This is a genomic window from Vibrio sp. Of7-15 (assembly GCF_022347565.1).
GTDB lineage: Bacteria > Pseudomonadota > Gammaproteobacteria > Enterobacterales > Vibrionaceae > NORP241.
Window position 1 is genome coordinate 70,128 of sequence record NZ_JAKRGH010000012.1, and the last position, 24,509, is coordinate 94,636.

Annotated in this window: 25 protein-coding genes; 15 read left to right on the forward strand and 10 right to left on the reverse strand. The window is 41.4% G+C overall.

The genetic code is table 11. From position 1 onward, the window contains the following. Positions 1–5 precede the first annotated feature (5 nt). Entirely contained in the window at positions 6–2,153 is a 2,148-nt protein-coding gene (gene pbpC, locus MHO82_RS13875; protein WP_239184611.1) for a penicillin-binding protein 1C, read from the forward strand. Positions 2,154–2,187: 34 nt separating this feature from the next. Further along, positions 2,188–2,568: an MAPEG family protein gene (locus MHO82_RS13880; protein ID WP_239184549.1), complete on the forward strand. Its 381-nt coding sequence runs from the start codon at positions 2,188–2,190 to the stop codon at positions 2,566–2,568. 80 nt (positions 2,569–2,648) lie between these two features. Here MHO82_RS13880 and MHO82_RS13885 read toward each other — a convergent pair whose 3' ends face one another. Beyond that, complete coding sequence (locus MHO82_RS13885) at positions 2,649–3,056, reverse strand: RNA-binding S4 domain-containing protein (RefSeq protein ID WP_239184550.1); 408 nt, start codon at positions 3,054–3,056, stop codon at positions 2,649–2,651. A gap of 130 nt (positions 3,057–3,186) precedes the next feature. On the opposite strand from MHO82_RS13885, the gene MHO82_RS13890 reads away from it, so the two are divergent. The 3 genes from MHO82_RS13890 to MHO82_RS13900 all read left to right on the forward strand — a co-directional run bounded on the left by MHO82_RS13890 (position 3,187) and on the right by MHO82_RS13900 (position 4,529). After that, the gene (locus tag MHO82_RS13890; protein WP_239184551.1) at positions 3,187–3,390 is read left to right on the forward strand and encodes a DUF3283 family protein; all 204 of its coding nucleotides are present in this window, start codon (positions 3,187–3,189) and stop codon (positions 3,388–3,390) included. A 99-nt stretch (positions 3,391–3,489) separates the two neighbouring features. Continuing rightward, complete coding sequence (locus MHO82_RS13895) at positions 3,490–4,095, forward strand: glutaredoxin domain-containing protein (protein WP_239184552.1); 606 nt, start codon at positions 3,490–3,492, stop codon at positions 4,093–4,095. A gap of 101 nt (positions 4,096–4,196) precedes the next feature. Next, the gene (locus tag MHO82_RS13900) at positions 4,197–4,529 is read left to right on the forward strand and encodes a hypothetical protein (RefSeq protein WP_239184553.1); all 333 of its coding nucleotides are present in this window, start codon (positions 4,197–4,199) and stop codon (positions 4,527–4,529) included. A gap of 59 nt (positions 4,530–4,588) precedes the next feature. Here MHO82_RS13900 and MHO82_RS13905 read toward each other — a convergent pair whose 3' ends face one another. Both MHO82_RS13905 and MHO82_RS13910 read right to left on the reverse strand, forming a co-directional pair. Continuing rightward, positions 4,589–5,077: an FKBP-type peptidyl-prolyl cis-trans isomerase gene (locus MHO82_RS13905; protein WP_239184554.1), complete on the reverse strand. Its 489-nt coding sequence runs from the start codon at positions 5,075–5,077 to the stop codon at positions 4,589–4,591. Between the two features lie 429 nt (positions 5,078–5,506). After that, a complete protein-coding gene (locus MHO82_RS13910) occupies positions 5,507–6,523 on the reverse strand; it encodes an adenosine deaminase (protein ID WP_239184555.1) in 1,017 nt (338 codons plus the stop codon). Between the two features lie 153 nt (positions 6,524–6,676). Between MHO82_RS13910 and MHO82_RS13915 the strand changes: the two genes are divergently transcribed. From MHO82_RS13915 to MHO82_RS13935, 5 genes are all read left to right on the forward strand, one after another. Continuing rightward, positions 6,677–7,000 carry a DUF2007 domain-containing protein gene (locus MHO82_RS13915; protein WP_239184556.1) on the forward strand — a complete coding sequence of 108 codons (324 nt, stop codon included), beginning with the start codon at positions 6,677–6,679 and terminating at the stop codon, positions 6,998–7,000. Between the two features lie 195 nt (positions 7,001–7,195). Further along, on the forward strand, positions 7,196–7,708 hold the full coding sequence (locus MHO82_RS13920) for a hypothetical protein (protein ID WP_239184557.1): 513 nt from the start codon (positions 7,196–7,198) through the stop codon (positions 7,706–7,708). A gap of 391 nt (positions 7,709–8,099) precedes the next feature. After that, a complete protein-coding gene (locus MHO82_RS13925; RefSeq protein ID WP_239184558.1) occupies positions 8,100–9,161 on the forward strand; it encodes a C4-dicarboxylate TRAP transporter substrate-binding protein in 1,062 nt (353 codons plus the stop codon). A 15-nt stretch (positions 9,162–9,176) separates the two neighbouring features. After that, a complete protein-coding gene (locus MHO82_RS13930) occupies positions 9,177–9,773 on the forward strand; it encodes a TRAP transporter small permease (protein WP_239184559.1) in 597 nt (198 codons plus the stop codon). Then, on the forward strand, positions 9,770–11,083 hold the full coding sequence (locus tag MHO82_RS13935; RefSeq protein ID WP_239184560.1) for a TRAP transporter large permease subunit: 1,314 nt from the start codon (positions 9,770–9,772) through the stop codon (positions 11,081–11,083). Before MHO82_RS13930 ends, MHO82_RS13935 begins: the two co-directional genes overlap by 4 nt. Before the next feature lie 98 nt (positions 11,084–11,181). Here MHO82_RS13935 and MHO82_RS13940 read toward each other — a convergent pair whose 3' ends face one another. The 4 genes from MHO82_RS13940 to MHO82_RS13955 form a co-directional block, all read right to left on the reverse strand. Next, entirely contained in the window at positions 11,182–12,201 is a 1,020-nt protein-coding gene (locus MHO82_RS13940) for a biogenesis of lysosome-related organelles complex 1 subunit 2 (protein WP_239184561.1), read from the reverse strand. 332 nt (positions 12,202–12,533) lie between these two features. Next, positions 12,534–12,674: a hypothetical protein gene (locus MHO82_RS13945; protein ID WP_239184562.1), complete on the reverse strand. Its 141-nt coding sequence runs from the start codon at positions 12,672–12,674 to the stop codon at positions 12,534–12,536. Positions 12,675–12,998: 324 nt separating this feature from the next. Further along, complete coding sequence (locus MHO82_RS13950) at positions 12,999–14,210, reverse strand: MFS transporter (RefSeq protein WP_239184563.1); 1,212 nt, start codon at positions 14,208–14,210, stop codon at positions 12,999–13,001. Positions 14,211–14,387: 177 nt separating this feature from the next. Further along, positions 14,388–15,053, reverse strand: coding sequence for an NAD(P)H-binding protein (locus tag MHO82_RS13955; RefSeq protein ID WP_239184564.1), 666 nt, complete (start codon positions 15,051–15,053; stop codon positions 14,388–14,390). 104 nt (positions 15,054–15,157) lie between these two features. On the opposite strand from MHO82_RS13955, the gene MHO82_RS13960 reads away from it, so the two are divergent. The 4 genes from MHO82_RS13960 to MHO82_RS13975 all read left to right on the forward strand — a co-directional run bounded on the left by MHO82_RS13960 (position 15,158) and on the right by MHO82_RS13975 (position 20,793). Then, complete coding sequence (locus MHO82_RS13960) at positions 15,158–16,048, forward strand: LysR family transcriptional regulator (RefSeq protein ID WP_239184565.1); 891 nt, start codon at positions 15,158–15,160, stop codon at positions 16,046–16,048. A 19-nt stretch (positions 16,049–16,067) separates the two neighbouring features. Next, entirely contained in the window at positions 16,068–17,762 is a 1,695-nt protein-coding gene (locus tag MHO82_RS13965) for an SgrR family transcriptional regulator (protein ID WP_239184566.1), read from the forward strand. Positions 17,763–18,005: 243 nt separating this feature from the next. Beyond that, entirely contained in the window at positions 18,006–18,173 is a 168-nt protein-coding gene (locus tag MHO82_RS13970) for a hypothetical protein (RefSeq protein ID WP_239184567.1), read from the forward strand. A gap of 259 nt (positions 18,174–18,432) precedes the next feature. Continuing rightward, the gene (locus MHO82_RS13975; RefSeq protein WP_239184568.1) at positions 18,433–20,793 is read left to right on the forward strand and encodes an AAA family ATPase; all 2,361 of its coding nucleotides are present in this window, start codon (positions 18,433–18,435) and stop codon (positions 20,791–20,793) included. 74 nt (positions 20,794–20,867) lie between these two features. Here MHO82_RS13975 and MHO82_RS13980 read toward each other — a convergent pair whose 3' ends face one another. From MHO82_RS13980 to MHO82_RS13990, 3 genes are all read right to left on the reverse strand, one after another. Then, positions 20,868–21,452 (reverse strand): GNAT family N-acetyltransferase, encoded by a 585-nt coding sequence (locus MHO82_RS13980; RefSeq protein ID WP_239184569.1) that lies wholly within the window; start codon positions 21,450–21,452, stop codon positions 20,868–20,870. 846 nt (positions 21,453–22,298) lie between these two features. Then, the gene (locus MHO82_RS13985) at positions 22,299–22,661 is read right to left on the reverse strand and encodes a hypothetical protein (RefSeq protein ID WP_239184570.1); all 363 of its coding nucleotides are present in this window, start codon (positions 22,659–22,661) and stop codon (positions 22,299–22,301) included. Between the two features lie 12 nt (positions 22,662–22,673). Continuing rightward, on the reverse strand, positions 22,674–23,189 hold the full coding sequence (locus tag MHO82_RS13990) for a sterol desaturase family protein (RefSeq protein ID WP_239184571.1): 516 nt from the start codon (positions 23,187–23,189) through the stop codon (positions 22,674–22,676). Between the two features lie 552 nt (positions 23,190–23,741). Between MHO82_RS13990 and MHO82_RS13995 the strand changes: the two genes are divergently transcribed. Continuing rightward, the gene (locus MHO82_RS13995; protein ID WP_239184572.1) at positions 23,742–24,509 is read left to right on the forward strand and encodes a DUF3450 domain-containing protein; all 768 of its coding nucleotides are present in this window, start codon (positions 23,742–23,744) and stop codon (positions 24,507–24,509) included.

The following is a 24,509-nucleotide window of genomic DNA, read 5'->3' on the forward strand; positions in this document are numbered from 1 at the left end:
TGTGGATGAAACGTGGCGCAGGCGCTCTTATTGGATTAGTTGCGGTTTGTTCTGTGGGGTTTGCTGGCCTAAATCAGGTGTACCCGCTTGATTTGGCCAGCCGTACTGATCAATCAACAACGGTGTTTTCTCGTGAAGGCGAAGTGTTACGCCAGTTTGCTAATTCACAAGGGGTATACCGTATAGCGACAACCCATCAAGAGGTGTCTGCTTTTTACTTACAGGCCTTACTGGAATACGAAGATAAGTATTTTTATTATCACCCTGGAGTAAACCCGTTAGCGTTACTGCGAGCGCTTGGTCAGCAGTTGTATTATGGTCGAGTGATCTCTGGTGGCTCGACTTTGACAATGCAAGTGGCTCGCATGTTTTACCCGCATAAAAGGACTTATGCGGGGAAACTTGAACAAATATTTCGTGCTTTCCAATTAGAGCTTACTTACAGTAAATCTCAGATCCTGGACTTGTACTTAACTCATACCCCAATGGGAGGCAATATAGAAGGGGTAGAGGCGGCGAGCCAACGTTACTACGCCAAACACGCTGATGAGTTAAGTCCTGTTGAAGCGGCTACGTTAGTGGTGGTGCCTCAAAGGCCGAGTTTATATCGCCCAGATCGTCACCCAGAGCGCGCGCTTAAGGCTCGCAATAAGGTGCTACGCCGTGTGTATGAGGCGATGGATATTCGTACCTCTGAGCTTGAACGTATGTTGGCCTCGCCGTTACACGCGGATCGTCATAACAGTGCTCTGTTTGCTCCTTTATTAGCTCGACGTTTAAAAGCGCATGCTGATAATGCCACGGAGATCCAAACCTTCATTGATTTTACGATTCAATCGGATGTAGAGCAGGTGATCCACCAACGCAGTCAGCAGTGGTCAGCACCTTTGTCTGCGGCTGTGTTAGTCATGGATAATAAAAACGGAGAAGTGCTGGCATACAAAGGCTCTGCGGATATTAATGATCTCTATCGCTATGGTCATGTGGATATGGTGCAGGCGGTTCGTTCGCCTGGCTCTGCGTTAAAGCCTTTTATTTATGGTGTCGCGTTAGATAAAGGGTTAGTGCACTCAGCCAGCTTGTTAACGGATGCGCCGCGTCAGTTTGGGGATTATCGCCCTCATAATTTTGACAGGCGCTTCTCTGATGCAATTCGACTCGATCATGCGTTGCAAAAATCGAAAAACGTGCCTGTTGTTCAGGTGCTAAATCATGTTGGGCCACAGCAGTTTATGGATCAACTGAGTGGGGCCGATATTGATTTGAAAGTGGCAGAAGCCAACCTGTCGATAGCTTTAGGTGGGGTTGGGATTCGGTTGGAAGATCTCGTGACGCTGTTTTCGTCGTTAGCAAGAAATGGGGAAAGCATGTTTCCTCGTTTCAAGGCTCAAGACCGTGTGGTGAGTAAACCGCTGCTATCACCAGCCAGTAGTTGGATTTTATATGAAATACTAAAAGACATTGCGCCACCTGATCGGGTAAGGGCGGCCTATCAGCGTAATGTGGCATGGAAAACGGGCACCAGTTATGGCTATCGTGATGCTTGGGCCATTGGAACCAGTGCCGATTACACGGTAGGGGTTTGGATTGGCCGACCTGATGGTGCGCCTTATGTTGGACAAACTGGGGCAAACCAAGCGGCACCACTGTTGTTTGATGTGTTCGACCTTTTGCCCAAAGATCGATCTTTTGTTACCAAGCCTGATCAGGTCACTCAAGAGAATATCTGTTGGCCAAGTGGCTTGCATGCGGCGTTGGTGAACCCAATGGATTGTGTGGTGCGACAATCTGCGTTGACCATTAATCATCATACTCCCCCGACTCTTCGGCAACAGAGTGGGTTTGAAGGACTGCATCAGTGGCCTCAACCTTTGTTGAATTGGTCAAAAAAAACAGGGAATCAATTAGCAAGCCAAGCTTCTGTTGGCGTTGAAAAAAATATCCACATCATCCGCCCTAAACAAGGTATGCAGTTATTCCCTTACCCAGGACAGCGATTTACTTTGATCGCCAATTTGGAATCGGTGGTGTGGTATCTCAATGATCAAAAGCTGCCAACCAATCAATTGAAATTAGACGATTTACAAGCAGGAAGTTATCGATTGAGTGCTTGTAATATTGGTTGTGATACGGTGCAGTTTGTCATTAATTAACGTTGTTATTAATTAAAAGAATAAGGCAGTTTTCATGTTTATATCGTTATACGCCGCTGTATTAGGGCTGTTATACATAGGGTTAAGCGTTAAAGTGATTAAAGCTCGGCGTCGATATCTGGTTGCGATTGGTGATAATGATCAGCAAGTCTTGCAGCGAGCGATTCGGGTTCATGGGAATTTCTCTGAATATGTACCGTTTGCTTTAGTGTTATTGTTTTTTTGCGAATATAGTGGTCTAGCGTCTGGCTGGGGCCATGTTTTGGGTTCGATATTGGTGATAGGACGATTGTTACACGCTTATGGTGTTAGCTCAGTTAATGAGAACTTGAAGTTTAGAATCTCCGGGATGGCGATGACCTTCAGCGTTATTATTGCTTGCTCTTGTTACTTGCTGTGGCAGTCATTGATTTAACCGCAGCGCAGTACGGAGCATAATTGTGTATGCTCCGTACTGATTTTACCGTTTATGTTTTCTTAAAACTTACCGTATTGCTAAAATTTGATTGCTCCACGGCCAGTCTGGCTGTCGCGTTTTATCTCTTCTTTTGGTGCGGTTGTTTTCTTTTCTTTTTTTGATGAAGACTTTTTATTGTTGTTTTTGTTCGACTTAGCGGCTTTTTTCGGAGCTGGTTTAACTTGCTCAGGCTCTTCTTGCACCGGTGCTTCACAGTAGACGTAATAAAATTCACCATTAAATTCAATGACATCACCGTCATAAAGCTTACGACGTTTTCGTTGCTCTAACTCACCATTTACGGCGACGTAGCCTTCACCGATAGCATGCTTTGCTTCTCCGCCACCGCTGACGGCATTGGCGATTTTTAGCACTTTATACAGTTCTATGGGTTGCGAAGACACTTCCACTTCCAGTGCTTCTACTTCATATTCTTCTTCTGACATCTTGTTCACTTAAACTGGTGATCACTGCCACTATTGTAACGGGGTTCGCTTCGATCAGGAAAGTAATAATCTTACGGGGTGTGTTATCATTTAGGGCTGTTTAATCGTGTTTATTATTAGGTTACACACTATGAATTTGTCACTGCTTCCGGCTAAAGAAAAGAATCGCATTGAATTAGATAAGCAAGCGGCTTATGCAGTATGGAAGGTAAAAAACAGCAAAGCGGGTTATGAGATCTTTGTTACTGAGGTAAATAAGATCAGTGATGAAGACGATCAAAGCTTTTATAACCAAGCGGTGGAGAAGTACAAACGTAAAATGGGTGTGCAGTAGTCAGTAATAAATTTGGTTTAATCTTGAAAGTTTTTACTGCGCTGCCAGTTCTATTGATACAACGAGGCTAACATTCATTAAGACTGGGAAGACGAATTTATGACCACACCAATTAAGATGACGCTATATCGCTGGGCTGGTAGCTGGGGACCGTTTAAGGTGAATATTCCTTGTGGCGAATGCACGTTAACCAAAGATATTCTGCAAGATACGTTTGATAATGAGTTAGCGGGTATTGATATTGAACTGGAAGTGAAAGACTGGTTATCTCATTGGTGGGAGCCACTGAAGTTAGGTTCATGGCATGCACCTATTTTGGTTGTGGAAGGTAAAGTAGTCAGCCAAGGAGAGGCACTTAACCGAGGGGTCCTAGTGCAATCGGTGATCAGCGAAGTGGCCAAATCTTCTGAGCTTAAAGGGAATATCGTATATGGCAAAGCCACTTGCCCATATTGTGTGAAAGCCAAAAAAGCCTTGGATGAAGCGGGTATTGATTATCAGTATTATGATGTTGTGAAAGACAGTGCTGCGCTTTATCGGATGATCCCTGAAACCAAAGCGATCATTGGTGAAAAAACACCAGTAACTGTGCCTCAAATCTGGCTTGATGGTCAATATGTTGGTGGGTTTGATAACCTAGAGCAACATCTTGCTAATACGTCATCGCTACCTGCTGAATCAATATCGGCAAACACAGTGGCTTAGAATGGCAAACTCCCCCTTTAATTCGGGGCGACTTTCAAGCTGCTCAAACACCGACTAAATTTATAGAAGCGCATCAGTGCAATTTAGTCGGTGAGGTCACCATGAAAACAGTGGTAGCTAAGCTGGATCTGGTGGCTGAACTGCCTTCTGGGCAGAGGAAGTTAACGGTGGTTACGTTATATTTACCTGATGAAAACGGTTGTCCAGAAAAAGGTTGTGCCACGTGCCAGTTGAGTATTACAGGGGCGTTAAACATAGATCAAAAAGTACATGGTGAAGATGGCTTTCAGGCTTTGTCTATGGCGTTAGCGTATGTACGTTTTTGTTTGATTAGTTTTATTCAAGACGGCGGGCTATGGTATTTTTTAGATGGGGAAACCGAGTTTGAGCTAAGTGACTATTTTCCTCTTTATGGCCCGAGTTCCAGTATTTAAGCAAATACGATGAAAAAAGTGGCCTAACTCAATAAGCCACTTAGGTATTGTTGTTATTTTTAGTGTTGGTGACCACCAACGCCGTGTGCATGGCCATGAGCAATTTCTTCTGCTGTGGCTTCTCGTACTGCAACTACTTCAAGATCAAACGTTAATGTTCTACCTGCAAATGGGTGGTTCATGTCGGCTGTGACCATGAATTTACCCGCTTTTAAAATGGTGACTTGGCGCATGCCTTGCTCTGTATGAACAATGGCTGTCATGCCTGCTTTCCATTTGGTATTTTTAGGACCTTGCAGGTGTTTTACTGGAATACGTTGTTCAAGGCCCTCAACGCGATCGCCGTACGTTTCTTTGGCTGGTGGCGTGACTGAAACCTTATCACCCTGTTGCTTGCCAGCAAGAGCCTTCTCTACGCCTACCATGGTGTTGTTATGGCCGTGTAAGTAAGCAATAGGATCGTGTCCAACATTGTTTTCAAGCTCTTGGCCTTGCTCGTCTTTTAAAACGTAATTGAATTGAACGACTGTGTTGTTGGCAATTTGCATAATTTATCCTAGCGGTGTTTTGAAAGAGCCTGACTATAACAGAAATGATAACTAATAGCCTCTAGGTTTGGCCTTGTTATTCTCTTGGCGTCATGGTGTGTTTATTTTGAGTAGCGGCAAGGTAAATAATTAGAGAGGCAGCTTTTCAGTAATGATTTAGTAGCACGCGATACTTGTGTTATATGCATCATGTTACTATATTCTTTAATAGGTCAAGATATGAATCTTAGTTTGCAAAATTGGCAGGTGTGAAAATTGTTAATTGTTGTATTCTAGCCCTGCTTTTGTTTAACGGATTAATCATTCAAAAATAACATTATGATCATGGTCTTGATCACAAGCAAATCATCCAGTTTATTTGGTTGGTTAAGATAAGCGAGTTATACCGCATTAACTGATGCTTATCTTAACCTTATTTTTTCTCTTCTATTATTTTTTCAAATACGCTTTTAATTTTGTTGTTAATCTTTCTTTTTCAGCGTGCTCTAAAAAGCTGGCTTCAATCGCATTAAAGCTAAATTGAGCGAGTTGTTGTTGGGTGAGTGAATGAGCATTCGCGACAGCCAAAAAATTATCCGTCATATAACCACCAAAATAGGCAGGGTCGTCAGAGTTGATGGTGACACAGAGCCCCTTATCTAATAAATCCACAATATTATGTTGCTCCATGGTATCGAACACACATAACTTGATATTGGATAGTGGACAAACGGTAAGCGGCATGCGTAACTGAGCCAACTTAGCCACTAGTTGTTCATCTTCACTGCACCTAACCCCGTGATCAATTCTTGATATTTTTAAGAGCTCCATTGCGTCTGAGATGCTGCTGGCAGAGCCTTCCTCACCAGCATGAGCAACCGCTAAAAAACCATGCTTAACTGCTTGCTGAAAAACTCGCTCAAATTTTTCTGGGGGATGGCCTTGTTCTGAAGAGTCGAGCCCGACAGCAACGATTTTATCGCGATAGGGGAGTGCTTGCTCAAGCGTATGAAAAGCAGCTTCTTCACTTAAATGTCGCAGAAAGCACATGATAATTTGGCTACTGATGCTTAATTTTTTCTTACCATCTTCTAACGCCCGTTCAATACCATTGATAACAGTACGAAAAGCAATGCCTCTGTCGGTATGCGTTTGCGGATCAAAAAAGATTTCACAATGTATGACGTTGTCTTGCTGACAGCGCAATAAATAAGCCCAAGTGAGATCATAAAAATCTTGCTCGGTTTGTAAGACATTGGCTCCTTGATAATAAATGTCGAGAAAAGATTGTAGATCCGTGAATTGATACGCTGCACGTACTTGCTCTATGGACTGGAAAGGCAAAGCAATGCCATTTCTTTCGGCAAGTTGAAACATGAGCTCTGGCTCTAGAGTGCCTTCAATGTGTAAATGCAGTTCTATTTTGGGTAGCTGTTGAATAAAACGGGTATCTGATGACGTATTCATTGGCAGTTCCTCATTATTATTATGAGCTTAAGCCTAGTTGCAAAAGTATTAATGAGCAAAGTAGTGAATAAGATTCTCCGTTTATCTGGTCTATATTTATAGCAAAGCGAGTGCTGGATATATAACTATTCGAATTTGTTAAGGAAAACCATCATGCAATGTATCTATTCTGCAGAGCATCCAACGGAAGCACATATTGTTCGAGGGATTTTAGAGTCTCAGGGCATACGCTGTGAAGTGAGAGGAGAAGGCATTTTTGGTTTAAAAGGCGAGTTGCCCTGTACACAAGACACCGATCCGACGGTTTGGCTGCTTTATGAAGCCCAGTACTCAATGGCTCGTCAAATTATTCAAGATTATGAGCAGACAAAACGTGTTAATGGGTTGTGTATTGAAAGCTGGGTTTGTCAGTCATGTGGTGAAGAATCTGAAGTACAGTTTGGTGTTTGTTGGAAATGTGAACAATCAAGACCATAAACATGTTAGCAGCATTTGCAGGTTGTTTGTATGAATTTACCTGCGTAATCGCGTTTTTTCTTTACAGTGTTTTTTATTTATATACAAGTTTTTCTTTGAAGAAAACTCTCAAAAAGTCATTTTTAGCTACGTGAACTCAGAATTTTGTTGTTATAGTTATGTATAGTGTGTTGTAAGATTAAATAGTTTGGTTGTATGAGAACAAAACAATGGTTATTCAGTGGTTTATTGATGTCACTAGTAGGATGTGCAGCAACATCCTCTTCCAATATGCAAAAGGAAACCTATCATAATTGGATTTTATCAGAGCATAATTCGGTATCTACTCAAGGGTATCAATATATGTTGTCATTAACGGAAACTGGTAATGGTAGCAACTTTCAAGTTCTTTGTGATGCGACCGGCCTGTCGGTGAATATTGAAACAGAAAACAATACAGGGTTTTACAATTCGGCATTTGCTCAAATCACCATTGATGATCAACCAATGTTTATGATTAATACCTTTAAAGGTGATGGTAGTGGTAAAGGCGCATCCACCAATGAGAGCCAAGACGTACAAAAAATCGTAAATGCGATACGTTCTGGTGAAAAAATGGAATCTCGTTTAGTGGGCTCATTAGGTGTCAGTCAAGATCAATTTGAGATAGCTGGCGCAAAAGATGCGCTGTACGCATTATCCCAAAAGTGTAGTTATGCTCAGTTGTAATTGAATTACGCTGGATGGTAGGTAAGGAGCTTCTTTGGACGCTCCTTTTTTGTTTTTATTTTGTGAGTTATAGACTGCGTGTTTCAATTATTTGGTGATAACTTTTCGGGCAGAGTTCTTTGCTGTCCAGTATGGCTTCAAAATTCCTTCATTTAATCAGCTAAACTTTCGCTTTTTCATTGTTTTTATTGGAAGTGGTTATCTGTGATGACACCAAGATAGTAGCTGACATAGCCTAAGGTGGTTTGACTTATTTACTTAACTATTATGATTGTTTTTTCATATTAATCCATTGGTTTGGAATTATATGGGGTGGTATCCTATTTGTGTTTGTTTAAATAGTGGCCGCATTTATTAAGTGGTTTTAGATCATAAAGATGGATAGGTAAATATGAATACATTTGGGAAATTAGCGATAGTAGTAACGATGTCGGTCAGCACTTGTGGCGCTGCATTGGCAGAAAGCATTAACGCCACTGTCGTTGCTGGACACCCACCTGTTTTTCGCTGGGTTAAGCATTTGCAACACACTTTTATTCCCGCTGTTAATGAGGAGCTAAAAGGCACTGGTTACACCATTAATTGGTCTGAGCATTATGGTGGTTCACTGGCAAAAGTAGGGAGTGTACTAGAAGCGACAGAAGAAGGACTGGCAGACATCGCCTTTGTTTCAACGTTATTTGAATCTTCAAAACTATCGTTACAAAACGTCACGTATTTTACGCCCTTTGTTTCTGATGATGTGGGTACTGTGGCAAGTTTAGTGGATGAGCTTAATCACTCAAATAAAGACATGCAGGAGGCTTGGCATGACAATGGTGTGGAGTACTTAGGTGGGGCCACGGGGATTGATGATTATTTACTGATGACTGACTTTCCTGTGACCAATATGGCTGATTTATCGGGGAAAAAAATTGCGGCTCCAGGATCTGCGGTTAACTGGCTGAAAGGAACGGGTGCGGTCGGTGTGTCGGGTAATTTAACCACTTATTACAATGAGCTGAAAACAGGTGTTTATGACGGTGTTATTGTTTTCGCGACGGCGGCAGTACCAAGTAAGCTGTATGAAGTGGCTCCTTATATTACAAAAGTGGGGTTTGGTGCTCAATATGCGGGGGGCATTGCTGCCAATAAAGAGTGGTTTGATGAGCAACCGAAAAAAGTACAAACCGCACTAAAAACTGGAGCCGAAGCCCAACGTATTGCTTACCATCAAGATCTGATTCTGTCTGTTGAGCAGTCTATGGCTACCATGGCAGATCACGGTGCGGTGATTTCTGAGGTGGATGCTACGTTTCGCTCTAAATGGGCAGCAGGTATGGATAATGTTGCCAAGGTCTGGGCGAAGCAGCTTGATGGTGAAGGTAAAGCGGGGAGCTTGGTATTAGAAAGCTATCTTGATGCGATGCGAGCAACGGGTGTGCGTCCGACACGAAATTGGGATCAAGAATAATATCGGAGAGTGGGCATGAATAAACAAGTTCGCTCTCGGCTTATACTTCAGTCTGAGCGCCATCGCTTTTATTTTTTCGTTCTGTTTATGGATCAACTCCCTCAATTTTTACATAGATTGACAATGATTCTAAACACAATTGGCTCATTGTTGATTGTGATGCTTGTTATTTTGGTTAATACCGATGTGATTGGGCGCAGTGTATTCGGTGCGCCCTTATCTGGTGTGCCTGAAATTGTCAGCTTGTCTATCGCTGCCATTGTGTTTTTGCAAGTGGCTTATACCGTTCAACAAGGTAAGTTAACTCGTTCTGATGCGTTATTAACGATGGTGGGGAAGCGATTCCCTAAGCTGAAGTTAATGGTTGAGGCATTATTTAATATGATCGCTGCTATATTGGTGGCGGTTTTATTTTCAGTTAGCTACCCCTTTTTTCTTAAAGCCTGGAGTAAAAATACGTTTGTTGGTTCGATTGGTGACTTCACGGCACCTATTTGGCCTATAAAACTCATTATTATGGTTGGCTGCGCTGCGCTTTTTTGTCAGTTTTTAATGGGCTGCATACTTTGTTGTTATCAAGCGGTTCTGTCACCTCGAAAGGAGAGGCTATGAGCTCGTTAGATGTTGGCGTTCTGTCATTAATACTGATGGTGTTGTTGGTATACAGCGGGCTATATGTGTCGATTGCGCTGATGCTATGCTCTTATCTCGGTGTGTGGTTGATGAAAGGATCAAGTGTTTTAGCAGGTAAGCTGCTAGCGATAGTGGCCTATGATTCCATTGCAAGCTATCACTTTGGGGTGATCCCTTTATTTGTGTTGATGGGATTAATTGTATCGGCAGCAGGCATAGGGCGAGATGCCTTTGATGTTGCCTATGTGATCTTTCGTCGTTTACGTGGCGGATTGGGTGTGGGTGCCGTGGGGGCGAATACATTATTTGCGGCGATCACTGGGATTTCAATTGCTTCGGCTTCGGTATTTACCAAGGTGGCGGTGCCAGAGTTAATACGTCATGGTTACAGCAAAACGTTTTCAACGGGTGTTGTGGCTGGCTCCTCAGTATTAGGGATGTTGATTCCGCCTAGTTTGCTGCTGATCTTATATGGGGTTTTGGCTGAGCAATCAGTGGGGGATTTATTTTTAGCAGGGGTGACTCCTGGTTTACTGTTAGCCGTATTTTTTTGCTGCGGCATTGTGTTGATGGCGATCTATTTCCCACGCTTTATCGGTCAGCCTATATCGTACCAAGAAGAAGCGCGCATAGAGTGGCGTTCACTGCTCGTGAAAAGTGTGCCGATGTTAGGTTTAATTACTTTGGTGCTAGGTGGCATTTATGGTGGTGTGTTTACTCCGATAGAAGCGGGGGCTGTTGGTTGTTTGGGAACGTTTATTATCGGCGTGATTAAAAAAGCGCTGAGTTGGCAGGTATGTTGGTCAATTCTAAATGAAACGGGGCAAATTACCGCCAGCATCTGCTTTTTAATCATCGCAGCACAAATGTACTCTCGTATGTTAGCGGTGTCTGGTCTACCGTTTGAATTTGGTCAATGGATCACTACAGTTGATATAGGCTTCTGGGGCGTTATTTTTGCTTACATCACTGTGGTTATTTTGATGGGAACAGTATTGGATTCTTCTTCCATCATGCTGATTTTGTTACCGTTGGTATTGCCTGTTGTGACAAGCATGAATATTGATCTCATCTGGTTTGGTATTGTTACGATATTGGCGGTGGAAATCGGCTTGTTAACTCCCCCTTTCGGTTTATCTGTTTATGTGATCAAATCAACGTTGGATGATTCATCTATCACGCTTAGTCAGATTTTTTCTGGAGCCGCTCCCTTTGCTTTTATGATGCTGCTGGTACTAGGGATTGTATTGGCTTTTCCTGTATTAACTACGGCTCTTTTAAGGTGGTAAGTTGTTTTTTCATCAACCAGAGTTAATTATTAAGGAATATAAAAAAGCCAGCAGACGCTGGCTTTTTTATGTTTTTCAATATTAGGGAGAGTTAAAGGCTACTCTGCATTGGGCTTTGGGATACCTTGCCATTGATAGTGGTGGTTGGCTTTTTTAGTTACAAAACCACCTTCAAGTAATGTTGAAAAGATCTGATCCACTTCTTCAGTGCTGATTTTCAAAAACTTCGCCATTGCTTTTTTACTGCAGTTCACCTGATTAGTGTCTAATGCTTCTACGGCACGTTCAAAAGGTGTTTTTGGCGGCTCAGGAGGAGTTTCTGTTTTTGGCTCCGGGGCTTCTTCTGGTTCGCTTTTCGTCTCTTCTTCGTTAACTTCTTTATGGTGAGTGAGCAGTTCAGGATCTTTAATTACATTAAAGCTGTCGATGGTCATGCCATTGTTACGGCGATAAAAGTGACGAAAACGTAGTTCTTCACCAATTAAGCCCACAAAAAATGCGGCAAAGAAGTCGAGTAGTACCGATAAAAAGATCACAAGACCTAATTGTGCCATATCGGTAGGCACTCTGAGAGCGCCTGCAAGGCTTTCAATAAGACCAATAACCGAGCCTTGGCTTACAACAGGTAGAGCATCTCGTTTTGCAGCCAGATCTTGTTGCTGCTGTCTGAGTTCGTTGTTTTCCTTTTGGATACGAGCCACACCTGTTGCGATTCGCTCTAGCTCAATGTATTTTTCAGCCGCTACATTATTTAATGTGATCTGTTTTTCAATCGCATCTATTTGCATGTTATACGCATTTATCTTGCTCTGGTGAACGTTTAAATGCCCTTGTGCTGCATTGGTTGCGCTGTTGATGCCACCGACACTACCACCAATGGAAATCGCCGCTAAAACCACGTAAAAAGCGAGGGCAGAGAAAGCACCAGCGTAGTTTCGTCGTGCTCGGCGCTCTCCAAATTCATACCACGCAAAAAACTTACCTAATTCAAAAATAACCGCGAGTGAACCAAATAAAAATTGCATCCATGGATCATCGTCAATGGATAGAAAAAGCAAGAGAGAAAAGATAATAGAAGCAAGGATAGAAGCGCCAGTAAAACCGTAAACGGTAAACATGGCGAATCGACCTTTCGGAAATCGTAAGTTAATTGAGTCTGTGTATAACATGAGTTTTTACAAATAGGATAAATAGTGTGGCAAGCACACCCAGTCAAAAATGTGACTTAGTTAGAAAATTGTTTTCAGAATACATGAATATGCAGGTAAATCCGAGCCAAATGTCGATTTATTGCGCTTATCATTGCGTATTAATGCAAAAGCAATAGGGAGGTATGTAAAGAGAAAGAGAGAAATTGTAGGCCTGAGGTTAGCAACTCTATGTATTACATAAGGAAGTTTCTCTTATTGAAAGTTACCAGCAGGCCAGCACAGATTCGTTAAGTTTTAATTTATAAAAGGGTAATTTGTTGAATGGCAGGTACAATGTGTTCGATTTCCGTAAATGTGTGTGCATTGGCCAATGCGCTGAATGAAACATAAAGCAAAAATGCAATTGTTGTCATGATGGTGTGTTTGATCATTAAATTCATAGTGCCACCTTATTGAACGTTGTTTTATTGTGTTAATTGTATAATTAAACGGTGTTCATTAGAAGTAAAACTTTGAAGCTAGTTCCAACTAATCATAGCCAAGAAATCTGGACATAGGATGAATTTTTGAGAATTTTTAGTAAAAAGAAAGCTTTGTTGTTGATTATGTGATCAATTGATTCTGGTGGTGTTTTGCTTATGTAAATTGTATGGAAAGAGTTTTAAGTCTAACTATGGCTAGTTGTATCAGCCTTTGGCGTAAAAACCAAGCCACTTATCTCTACTTATTATGTTATAGGCAAGCGGCTTGATATCAGCCGTTGGTTATTTCAGGTGTTTTACTTGACTAAAAAGTAAGGCAGCGGCAGTAACAGATTGAAAAACAAAACACGTAATGAAAATGTTATTAATGCCATACATAGTGACAGCGTAACCTGAAAGAGCTAAACCTATGGGCATTAATAGTTTAAAAAGTGATCCCGTGATGCCTGCCACTCGCCCCATGACATGTTCATCAAAGGCTTCTTGTCGATAGCTCCAAATACAAATATTGCTCATCACACCAATAAAGCTAACCCAAAAAAAGGCAATACTGAGGGTGAGGCTAGAGGGAGTGACAACAATAAAAATAAAGCCGATAGATTCGAGAAAGATTGAGGAAATGAGTAAATGGCCTAACCCCATTATACGACGTAGACGATCGGCAATCAGTGATCCAAGTAGGCCGCCTATACCAGCACTGGCAACAATGTAACCTACTTCGGCGCTGCTGAGCATTAAGGCTGATTTTGCATAAAAGATCGACTGGATGGAAAACACCGCTCCTGTGGTATTAATGATCATGACAGCGAGAGTTATGTGCCACATGCAGGTATTATTTTTTAACGCTTCCCATCCTTGTTTAATGGCTTGAAAAGTAGAAGAAGAGGTGTGACGGGATGGTGTTTCAAAGCGCAGTTTTGAGAATTGCAGGTAAGCCAATAGGTAAATCATAATCATCAGTAAGAAGACATTATGAATGGCAGATAGCAGTAATAAAATGCCAGAGAGGGCAGGACCAAGGGTATCAAAGAAATTGTATAATGAGCTCATTCTGGCCGTGGCGGTATTTTGTTGCTCTGTGGGTAATACATTTTTGAAAATGCCCATGCGTGCATTGTGATAACCATAGTCGAATGCGGTCATTAGAAACGCAGCGGGAAATAACACCCAAAGCGGTGATGTTAACCACTCTACCGCGAGGTAAGCCGTAATAAGACACGCTATCTGCCCAATCAGCATCCATTGTGACCAGCGTTTTCTATTAAACCGATCGACCCACGCCCCAATGAACATGGCCAGTAATAGATTCGGTAAAAATTCCACTGCACGCATCCAGCCCATCATTTCAGCAGAGTCACTGATCTCGTACACCAATAAAGGTAAGGCGAGTTTATAAATAGTGGATCCTAGTGAAGCAAAGAATGCAGTGAAAAATAGAGTCCTAAAAACTGGTTGGCTCCATATTGAGGTGGGTTTCTCAGCTAATGTATTCATTTTCATCCCTTTTTAGATACGATTTCCTTTGTATTATCGTGGTAAAAAGAAGAAGAAAAATAGAAAGCTTTAACAGGTAATTTCACCTTTTATAGAACAAAAAACAGGCTTACGTTGAGCTAGGGGCCAAGGCTTATTACTTTTAGTAAGAAATAAGCCGGATATAACGGGTTTGAACTACCCTGCTAAAAACACACCTTTTCGGACAAATTGTTTATCTTCGACTTGATCCAATAAAAAATTGGCGAGGTGGTGAGTGGAAATTTGACCGCCTTGAAATTTGTTGTCGCTGGTCTTTAACGGTTTATTGGATGGTTTATCTATGATTTCTCCACAGCGGGCAATGGTCCACTCGATATTGGATTCATTTAATAGTTGGTATTCTTTATGGCGATCGATGGCCAAATCTCCTAATAATTTAGGCGCAAACTTATTAAGCAGGAAACGCATAATGAAATTATTGTTATCTTCGGGCAGCTTGAGGCTGGCACCGCCTGTTAATACCATCCGGCTAATGCCTTGCTCTGCCATTAATGGTAATAAGGTTTTGGTGCTGTTGTAGCAAAGCATGTCTTTAGCGGCTTCTTTGGCTTTTTTAATACTGTTATTGATGCCAGCGGGGCCTAAAGTCGATACCACTGCATCAGCAGAGTCTAAAAGCATTCTTAAACTATGTTTGTCACGTGCATCTCCAGAGATAACAGTAATGTTTGGGCTTTTTCTCACTTTTTCGGGGTTTCTAGCCAGTACTCGTAGTTGGTAGCCTCTGGCTAACGCTTCATCAATCACTTGTTGCCCGGCTTTGCCTGTTCCGCCAATGATGGCAAGTGTTTTCATGGTCATAATAAGTACCTGTTTGAATTAAGTTAAGATGATTATTGCACTTGTTTATTGATTCTATTAGTGGGTAATATTTCCATTTAGTGTTACTAAAAAGGTATCAATTAGTGCTGTTGAATTACTTAAAACCCATGGCTATTTTTACGGTTGTTGCTGAAACGGGCAGTTTTACGTTGGCGGGGAAGCGCTTGGGGATGCCACGGGGGAAAGTCAGTGAACAAGTTACGAGGTTAGAGGATTACTTAGGGACTAAGCTGTTCATTCGTAGTACTCGTCAGGTCAATATCACTGCGGAAGGTTCGGCATTATACCAACACGCGAAACAGCTGTTACCAGCAGCGGTAGCGGGGCATGATGAAGTAAAAAGTTTTGCTCAGGAAGTGAAAGGCCAAATACGTATTACTACGACGCACGATTTTTATGAGTATCAGTTAATGCCGATCCTCAGCGCATTTCATAACAAGTACCCTAAAGTGCAATTTGATGTGTTGATCACCGAGGAGAGGTTGTCGATCATTGATGAGTCCATTGATATTGCCATTCGATCGGGAGATTTGCCTGATTCGAGCTTAATTTCATTTCCCTTGGTGAAAACGGATATTAAGCTTTATGCTGGTGCTAATTGGGAGCACTTTTTACCAACATGTCCGCAGCAGCTCAGTCAATTTGATTGGGTTTCCGTTGCGGGTAACGATCAAATGGACACTTTGACTCTTCATAACAGCCAAGGAGAGCAGGAAAGCTTTATGCTGAACCATCAACATAAAGCCAACAGCATTGCCAGTTATCGGCATCTCATAGAGCAAGGCTTTGGTATTGGCGTGATGGCAACGTTAACGGCGGATCAACTTGTCGCGCAAGGAAAGCTGATTCCACTCTTACCTGATTGGTATGTGAGCCGAACTCAAGTGTCTTTGCTATACCCGGCAAGGCTAAATATGGCCAACCGCACTCGATTGTTGATTGAAGACATTAAAGCGGCGATGAGTCGTCAGTAATAAAAGGATTTTATTTGTTATGCGCTACTGGTTAGCTCTGGATTTTTTGATGTGTCATTGTCAATCTTCCTCTTTACAGCCTCTTTCTTTGGATCAATTTTCAGAGTATTTAGGGTGCACTCGTCGTAATGCCCAGCTCGTTATTAAGCGATTAGAGCAAGATTTATGGATTGAGTGGCAACCAGGTATTGGGCGTGGGAATTTTCCTCAAGTTCGATTACTACAAAATCCGAAAGAAGCCATAGAGCAGCAAGCTAATCAGTTACTAAAGCAGAATAAATTGGATCAAGCCATACAGTTACTAAGAGGAACGGATAGACAAAAATTGTTGGCGAGTTATTTACAGCAACATCAAAATGAAAAAGAGGCCTTGGATGTATTAAAAGTGCCCTTCTACCGGGGAACGCACAGTTTAGAGCCAACTCAGCTTGCTCGCCGCACAGAAGTTCATCTAAGTCGTTATCTTTATTCTCGTTTGCTTCAAGTGGATGAACAGCATCAACAAGTGTGTGGTGACTTGGCTCTGCAATGGTGGCGAGATGGAAAAAGTTGGGTTGTGGTGCTGAGAAAAGGAATTACTTTTCATAATAATGAAGCGATCACAGCACATCATATTCAAGCTCATTTTGAACAATTACGTAACACAGAACACTGTAATCGCTATTTATTCCAATTGATTGATGAAGTGACGGTTATTGATCAAAAAACACTGAAATTTAGCAGTCATTTGATGCCTGAGCTCATTCCCAAGCTGTTAGCTCATTCTGCGGGAGGAATTACTGCATACAGTGAGAATGGGGATGCGCTTTACAGCGGTTCTTTTTATTTATCAGAACAAACAGAGTGGAGAACTCGTTTAACCGCTAACCCTCATTATCATGGTTACCGGCCATGGTTAGATGCGGTAGAGGTGTGGAATGTGGGGGACAAAGCCACTAATTTTGAACTCAATTCTGATTTGGTTTGTTGTCATGGGTTGTCCTCGGAGGCTAAGCAAGACTTTCAGCACTTGGTTCAGTGGGAAAAAGGCAATACATATTGCGCATTGAATCATTATCACCATCCGTGGTTACGAAAAAAGGCAAATCGTATTGCGTTAATGGCTTTTTTTCAGCAGCTACCATTAAACCCACTTTTGAATCGAACGGACTATAAAAAAGCCGATAGTATGTTGCTAGAAGCTTCACCGACGAGCTTACCAGAGAATCCATTACGGCTAGAATCTCTGGTCGATACTCCTCCTTTACAGATTTTGACTTATCAGCTTGATGATCATATTGATACGGCGTGGTATTTGTCTAAAAAGCTTGATGATATTGGTGTTAAGAATCAGGTTCAGGTGGTGAGTTTTCCTGAGTTTGATCAAGGTGATTTGGTACAAAAAGCCGATGTATTGGTATCAGGCTCAGTATTTGGCACCGACCTAGAAATGGACTGGATTGAATTTTTTCTGACGACCTCTGTTTTCCGATGCTGTTTTAGCAAAAAAGAAATAGCTTGGTTAACAGGCAAGGTTGTAGAAAGCATGCAAAGTGTTGATTTGTCGGTACGTTTAAAAGCGCTACGTGCCATCGAAAAGCAGTTAATACAGCGCGGGGATTATTTACCAATATTTCATATTAAGCAGCAAATGGGAGTCCGAGATAATTTGTCTGGTGGGGAACTGCTGGCAAATGGGTGGTTAGATTTTAATAGCATAAGTTTAAGAGCCTAATAGGGATAATTGAAATCGTTTGACCTGCTCTTGTTACCTTATGAGAAATCTGAAGCATCGCATTGAGCATCAGCATAGCTAATACATTGAAAATATTAACTATATAGATTTTCTTATTCTGGATGTGGCTTTTTAAGCAAGCAATTCTTTATAAATTGAGAACTGGCGCAGTTAAAATTAAAATGACATTGGTTTCATATTCTATACTGTTGTGATGATGCACAAATGCAGAAGGAGAGGGACATGTCACATGAATGGGGACTTTCTGGGCTAATTGGAATTATGTTTGTGCTGGTTGCATGGTCATTTGCATTGGTCCCTTTACTCTCTAAGTTCTTTTTCTTGATTGCATTTGGTTTTTTAACTCATGCGACTTACCACTTATGGAGAATGTTAAGCAGTAAAAAATGAGATAATTGTATTCGCATTGCATTCATTTAGCTCAGCTGAATATGACTGACTCCCCTTATAAAATAGAAAAATTTCTTATAGTCAAAGACTTACATCTTGTCGTTTTCCACTTTCTAAGCCTCTTCTTATTTAGAACAGTTTTTGGTGCACTAGGTAGGTATTCCCTTCTTTTTTCGAATTAAATACAAGCTAAGTCACTAAAAAGTCATCATTTACAGTCTACACTAGAGACATTATCCGGCGAGAGAGAGGGACATCTATGCCAATAAAACCTCTAAGCAGTGACAGACTGTACCGTGTATCTGAGCTTAATGATCTGACGTGCAAGTCAACCAAAAAACTGACCCCACTGGATGAAATTGTTGGGCAAGAAAGAGCTCAAAAAGCAGTGGAATTTGCGATGTCTATTCGTGAAAAGGGTTATAACATTTATGCGATAGGGCGTAATGGGTTAGGGAAAAGAACCATGGTGCTACGCTACCTTAACCGACACGACCCTAATGGCTATCCTCGTTATGACTGGTGTTACGTGGCGAACTTTGCTGATGTGCGAAGCCCAAAGGTATTAAAGTTACCGACGGGGTTAGGTGGTCAGTTTAAAAAGGACATTGAGAAATTAATGTCGAAGTTGGTAAAAGCGTTACCCCTTGCCTTCGATAATGAAATGTATTATTCCCGTTCTGAAACCCTGAAAAATCAGTTAGTGAAAAAGCAAGAAAATGCGCTGGCGCAGCTTACGGTTGAAGCTAAGGAAATGGACGTAAGCTTAGCGGTAACAACTCAGGGGGATTACCAATTTATTGCTTTGGATGGCGAAGAGCTGCATACCGAAGAAACGTTTGATGCTCTACCGAAAAAAGCCCAAGACAAATTTGAAGCGACCATCGATAAGCTAGAGGTTAAACTCAGGGGGATGATCAGGCACTTGACGGAATGGGAAGAAGACTATTCCGAAAAACTTCAAAAGCTTGATGAAGGGGTAGCGTTAGGTGTTGTGGCTCCTTTTATAAAAAAATTAAAAGAAACTTACCGCAGTCAAAGCGATGTTAAAGCGTATTTGTCTGATATGCAGAGCGATATTTTAGAAAACATCGACATCTTTTTACAAGAAAGTGAAGAGCATGCCGAGCTTGCGTATGCTGCTTTAGATAAAAAAATGCCACGTCGTTATCAAGTGAATTTATTGGTGAGCCAAAACGATGATGCGTTTCCAATTGTGGTGGAAGAAATTCCCAATTATCACACCATATTTGGCTACGTTGAAAATGCCACGTTTAAAGGCACTGTTTTTACCGACTTCTCTTTGATTCGAGCAGGTAGCCTTCACCGTGCGAATGGTGGTGTTTTACTCATGGATGCAGTAAAAGTGCTTGAGCGCCCTTATGTGTGGGACGGCTTAAAACGGGCATTGCGATCTCAAAAGCTCAATTTAAATTCATTAGAGCGAGAAGTAACACTCTCTGGCACGGTGTCTTTAGAGCCGGAATCCATCCCACTGGATGTAAAAATTATTTTGTTTGGGGATTATCAAACGTATCAGCTGCTTCAACATTATGATCCTGAGTTTAGTGAGCTATTTCGGGTTACGGCGGATTTTGAAGATGAAATGGATCGTACGGATGAGTCGGAACTGCAATACGCTCGTTTTATCTCCAGTATCGTGAATGATAGCGGCATGTTACATTGTGATCGCCACGCAATTGCACGAATTATTGAGTACAGCTCTCGACAAGCTGGAGATCAAAATAAACTTTCTTTGCATTCTGCCGATATTGCTAATTTATTGCGAGAGTCTAATTATACTGCTCGTAGTTCCAACGCCAACTTGATCCGTTCAAGCCATGTGGAGCAAGCCTTATTAAGCCAAGAAATGCGGGTGAGTCGCTTAAAAGACACGGTAATGCAAAGCTTTATTAATGGAACAACCTTAATTGAAACAGATGGGAGTACGATTGGGCAAGTGAATGCGCTATCCGTAATTTCAACTTCAGATCACATGTTTGGTGCACCAAATCGGATCTCGGCAACGACGGCATTTGGTGAAGGTGAAGTGTTTGATATTGAGCGTAAGGTGAAACTGGGCGGCAGTATCCATTCTAAAGGGGTTCTGATCTTATCGGCGTATTTAGCGTCTATTTTTGGAAAAAAGGCGAAGATACCGTTAAAAACGCATCTTACTTTTGAGCAGTCTTACAGTGGTGTGGATGGCGATAGTGCTTCAATGGCCGAGTTGTGTGCCGTTATTTCGGCCTATTCTCAATGTCCTCTAAGGCAAGATGTGGCGATTACAGGTTCCATGAATCAGTTTGGTGAAGCGCAGCCGATTGGTGGTGTCAACGAGAAGATAGAAGGCTTTTTTGATGTGTGTACCATTAAAGGGCGTACGGCCAATCAAGGGGTGATCATCCCACAATCCAATGTCCATAATTTAATGTTGCGCCGAGACATAGTGGAAGCCGTTGAAAAAGGTAGGTTCTCTATTTGGGCGATTAATCATGTGTCAGAAGCTATCGAAATATTGGCAGATAAGCCTGTGGGAGTTCAGGAAGAAAGCGGGCAATTCACAGAAGGCTCAGTATTTCATTTAGTGCAAACCGAGTTAGATCAATTGCGCTCGTAGTTATTATGAATATAACCCTGATCAGAAACGTTTTGTTCAGGGTTTATATCGCGTCTTTCTTGCTAAAATACGTCTTATAAGGCGGAGTATTGTGCCGATGTGATACCAAAAATAAGACGATCATCATAGGTTGCATTGATTTTATAGTAACCAGTCTGGCTACCTTCTTGCGTGAACCCTGATTTTTTTAGTACGGCAGCCGAGCCGATGTTTTGAGCATAGCAATCTGCGGCGATTTTGTGAGCATCTAATTCTGAGAAAGCGATGTGAGTCAGTAGCTGACAGGCCGCTGTAGCGATACCTTGTTGCCATGCGTGTTCAGGCAGTTGAAAGCCTATCTCAAAGTTGCCTTGCAGTAGCATAACTTGAGTGAGTCCTACCATACCCATGTACCGTTGGCTGTTATCTCGAATAATAAAAGTAGGGTGTTCGGGCCATTTTTCTTTTTCTATGGCATTTTGAGTTTCTTCTACTATTGGGGTAAAAAAGGCTTGATATACCTCGAGTGGAGCGGGAGCAAAAAACAGATATTGCGTGACATTTGGGTTTTCAAGTGTTGAGAAGACGTCAGGCAGATCATCTTCACGGATTAAGCGAATGGTTAAATCATCTGTAGTTAATGGGTAAGGTTGACCTTGTTTGAGGTTAGAATATAGCAAGTTAAATTCACTTTATTGGACTTATTTTTTGTATCATAAGGGAATTATGGCGGTTTCGGGAGGCCGCTACTCTGATTTTCTCGAGTAAAATCTCAGAGTGCCCAAAACTTGTTAGCTTACTAGGTCGTAAGGGAATACGTGGCTATGAGTGACGTGATGCTCTTCTTATTGGTCTGCTTTTTCTGCCAATACTCAGTAATGTTCTGAATCGCTCACAGCAAATGTACATTGGTTTTTCAAAAAAGATCAAAAAACCGAGTGCCATGAGATGAATGAGTGCGGTTCCAACTGCGATGGCAATTAAAAGTAATAATGGAGATAAAAGCATGTGTCCCCCTCAATGTTGTCATGTGATTGCTTTGTTTAATCAGGTGTACGTAATGTAGTGCAACTTGGTTTTGTCTCTTTGTTGCACATAAGGTTGGGCCACTATGATAAACCTGTCAACTATTGTTGATAGGTTAGCTGAAGCGTAAATTCTTTCCTTGAGGTATGAGGTGATATTTTTGTTATTTACGTGTTTGATTTATGAATGAATTTTAATTTTGGCTGATTGGCAGTGTTTTTATGAAAAAATTTTAATTATTTTCAGGTGAAAAGGCTGTCTTGTAAGTAAGACTTTATGGCCTTACTTTTCGGTCAAGAAAAGACGCTCACTTTCCACTGGAGAATGTGTTTTTTATCGTTTCTGTTACGAATACGATTGGCAGCGTTAAAGCCAATGACGAGAGTGCCATTGGCTTTATTGTTATCGAGCGAGTTGTTCTGATTATCACCATTAACTAAAGTATCAATACAACGGATAACTTAGTTAATAATGACCACATAATCAGTTTTTGTCGTTGTTTAGCTCGTGCTGTTATCCTCAAAATTAGACACTAAGTACCGAACTTGAAAAAAGTTCGCGATCTTATTCATATTGGTGATACAAATCGCTTGTTCTTTCATGTGAAATTTCCAAATGTAAGTATGACTAACGTTACATTCAGCACTTAAGGTCTTGTAGGATTTTTTATTACTTCGATTGGTTTCACTATTAAAAAATGTACCGGTTAAGTAGATCGAGATCTCCTCACGTAATCGAGATTCTAGCTCTTGGGTTCCGATAGCATCTATACCTAACGTGTTTCGTAATGATTCTAAATCAAATTCGGGCTGTGGCTTAAAGCTGACAACCTTATTAATTTCGCTTGTAACTAAGCTACTCATAGTTATCGTTCCTTATTTTAATAGCATGAATTTAATAATCTTATTGCTGTTTTTGAATCCTAAACGTGTTTTCTTATCGTGTTTAGGTATGCGGGCGGTACGAAAAATCGTGTCCCAGAGAAACGGTGAGTAATTGTAGCGGTGAAGATTAAACTCATGATGGATCAGGTGCATGTCTGGTGTTTGGACAATATGACCGATCCATTCAAATCGTTTCCCTATCTTGATATTTGAATGATGGAATACCTCCAGGCTACCTTCGATGAGCAATGCTATTGCGACTCCATAGATAGATATATCAAAAAGTAGTCGCCCCAGAATTATAAGATATGCACCGTTGGCAATAACTTCCAATGGATGTCTATAAAAAGCGAGCTTACTTTCCATGTGGGAGGTGGAGTGGTGAAGTTTGTGCAGCATCCAACAAATGGTGTTGGAATGTTTTAAGCGGTGGAACCAGTAGTTAGAGAAAGAGTAGAAAAGGTAAAAGCCAAAACCTTCTATAATAGGGTCATCACTGAGCTTCATGCCAATACCACTCAGTTCTGGCCAAAAGACAAAAAACAGCCTTACCCAGAAAAGGGTGGCAAGAACAATAGCAAACCACCATAGGTTAAAATGTTTGGTTTTCTCATAATTTACTCGTGGGGAGCGTTTTTCTAAAGAAAAAAAAACGCAAAGATGAGGATTTGAATCATTGATATATAAAGTAATAGCATACTTTTATTTCCTTCATATTGATTGAATTTGGAGCACTGCAAGGCTTGCAGTACTGCTCGTGAACAGTGAATTGGAACAAACATCACTGTCTATATGAGTTAATCATCAATTTGCATACATGAAGGAAAAGAACGCGATGGCAGTAAGTTATAAATACTTTTAATGGGCTATATCAGGAAATATATTTTCTTTTTATACATATAGAGGGGGATCAATATCAGAGAATAATCAGTGCTGTTTCATGTTTATTTGCCTCTAATCAAAATAAACATGAGATTGATAATGACATCTTTTATCAATACGGCATTGGTGGTATAAACACCACAATTAGACCTTCTCTATACTTAATTGACTATTTATATGAATTTGATGAAAACCAGTTTGGCCATTGTTCTCTCTGCCACACTTTCCACCGTGTATGCCTCTGGCCTTGATAGTGCCCAAGCTATTCAAAATAAAACCAACAATGCATCTGCTACTAGCCAGAAAAAAATAGATTCCAGTGCTGAAGCCGCAATCTCTCTTAAAGCTGAAATTGAGCAGCTAGAAGAAGAAGTGAAAAACTTGAACGTATACCGTGATCATCTAGCGGCGTTGGTGGAAAACCAAAACCAAGAAGCGATCAGTATCGAAGCGCAAATTGATGAAATTAAGTACACTCGCCAAGGTGTCGTTCCTTTGATGTACCAAATGATTGAGGGGCTGAAAAGCATCGTAGATCAGGACAAACCCATTAAATACACGCAGCGTTTGGAGCGTATTGAAAAGCTTGAACAGGTGATGACCCGTGCTGATGTTAGTGATGCAGAGAAGTACCGTCGTATTCTAGAGGCTTATCAAATAGAAATGGATTACGGTACTAAGCTGGGCGTTTATCAGGGGCAGATCAACTTAGCAAATAACCGAGTTATTGAAACGGATATTTTGCATTTAGGTCGTATCTCTTTGGTGGCTCGTAATTTAAGTGGGGCTAAGTTTTGGGCTTGGGATCAAAATAAAGGGTCATGGCAAGCATTGGATTCGGCTATGAAACCTGAGCTGGATAAAGCTTACAATATCGCCACGAAGCAAGCAGCACCGAGCTTGATCACGTTACCTGTATCTTTAGTTGCTGCTGAGGGCAAATAA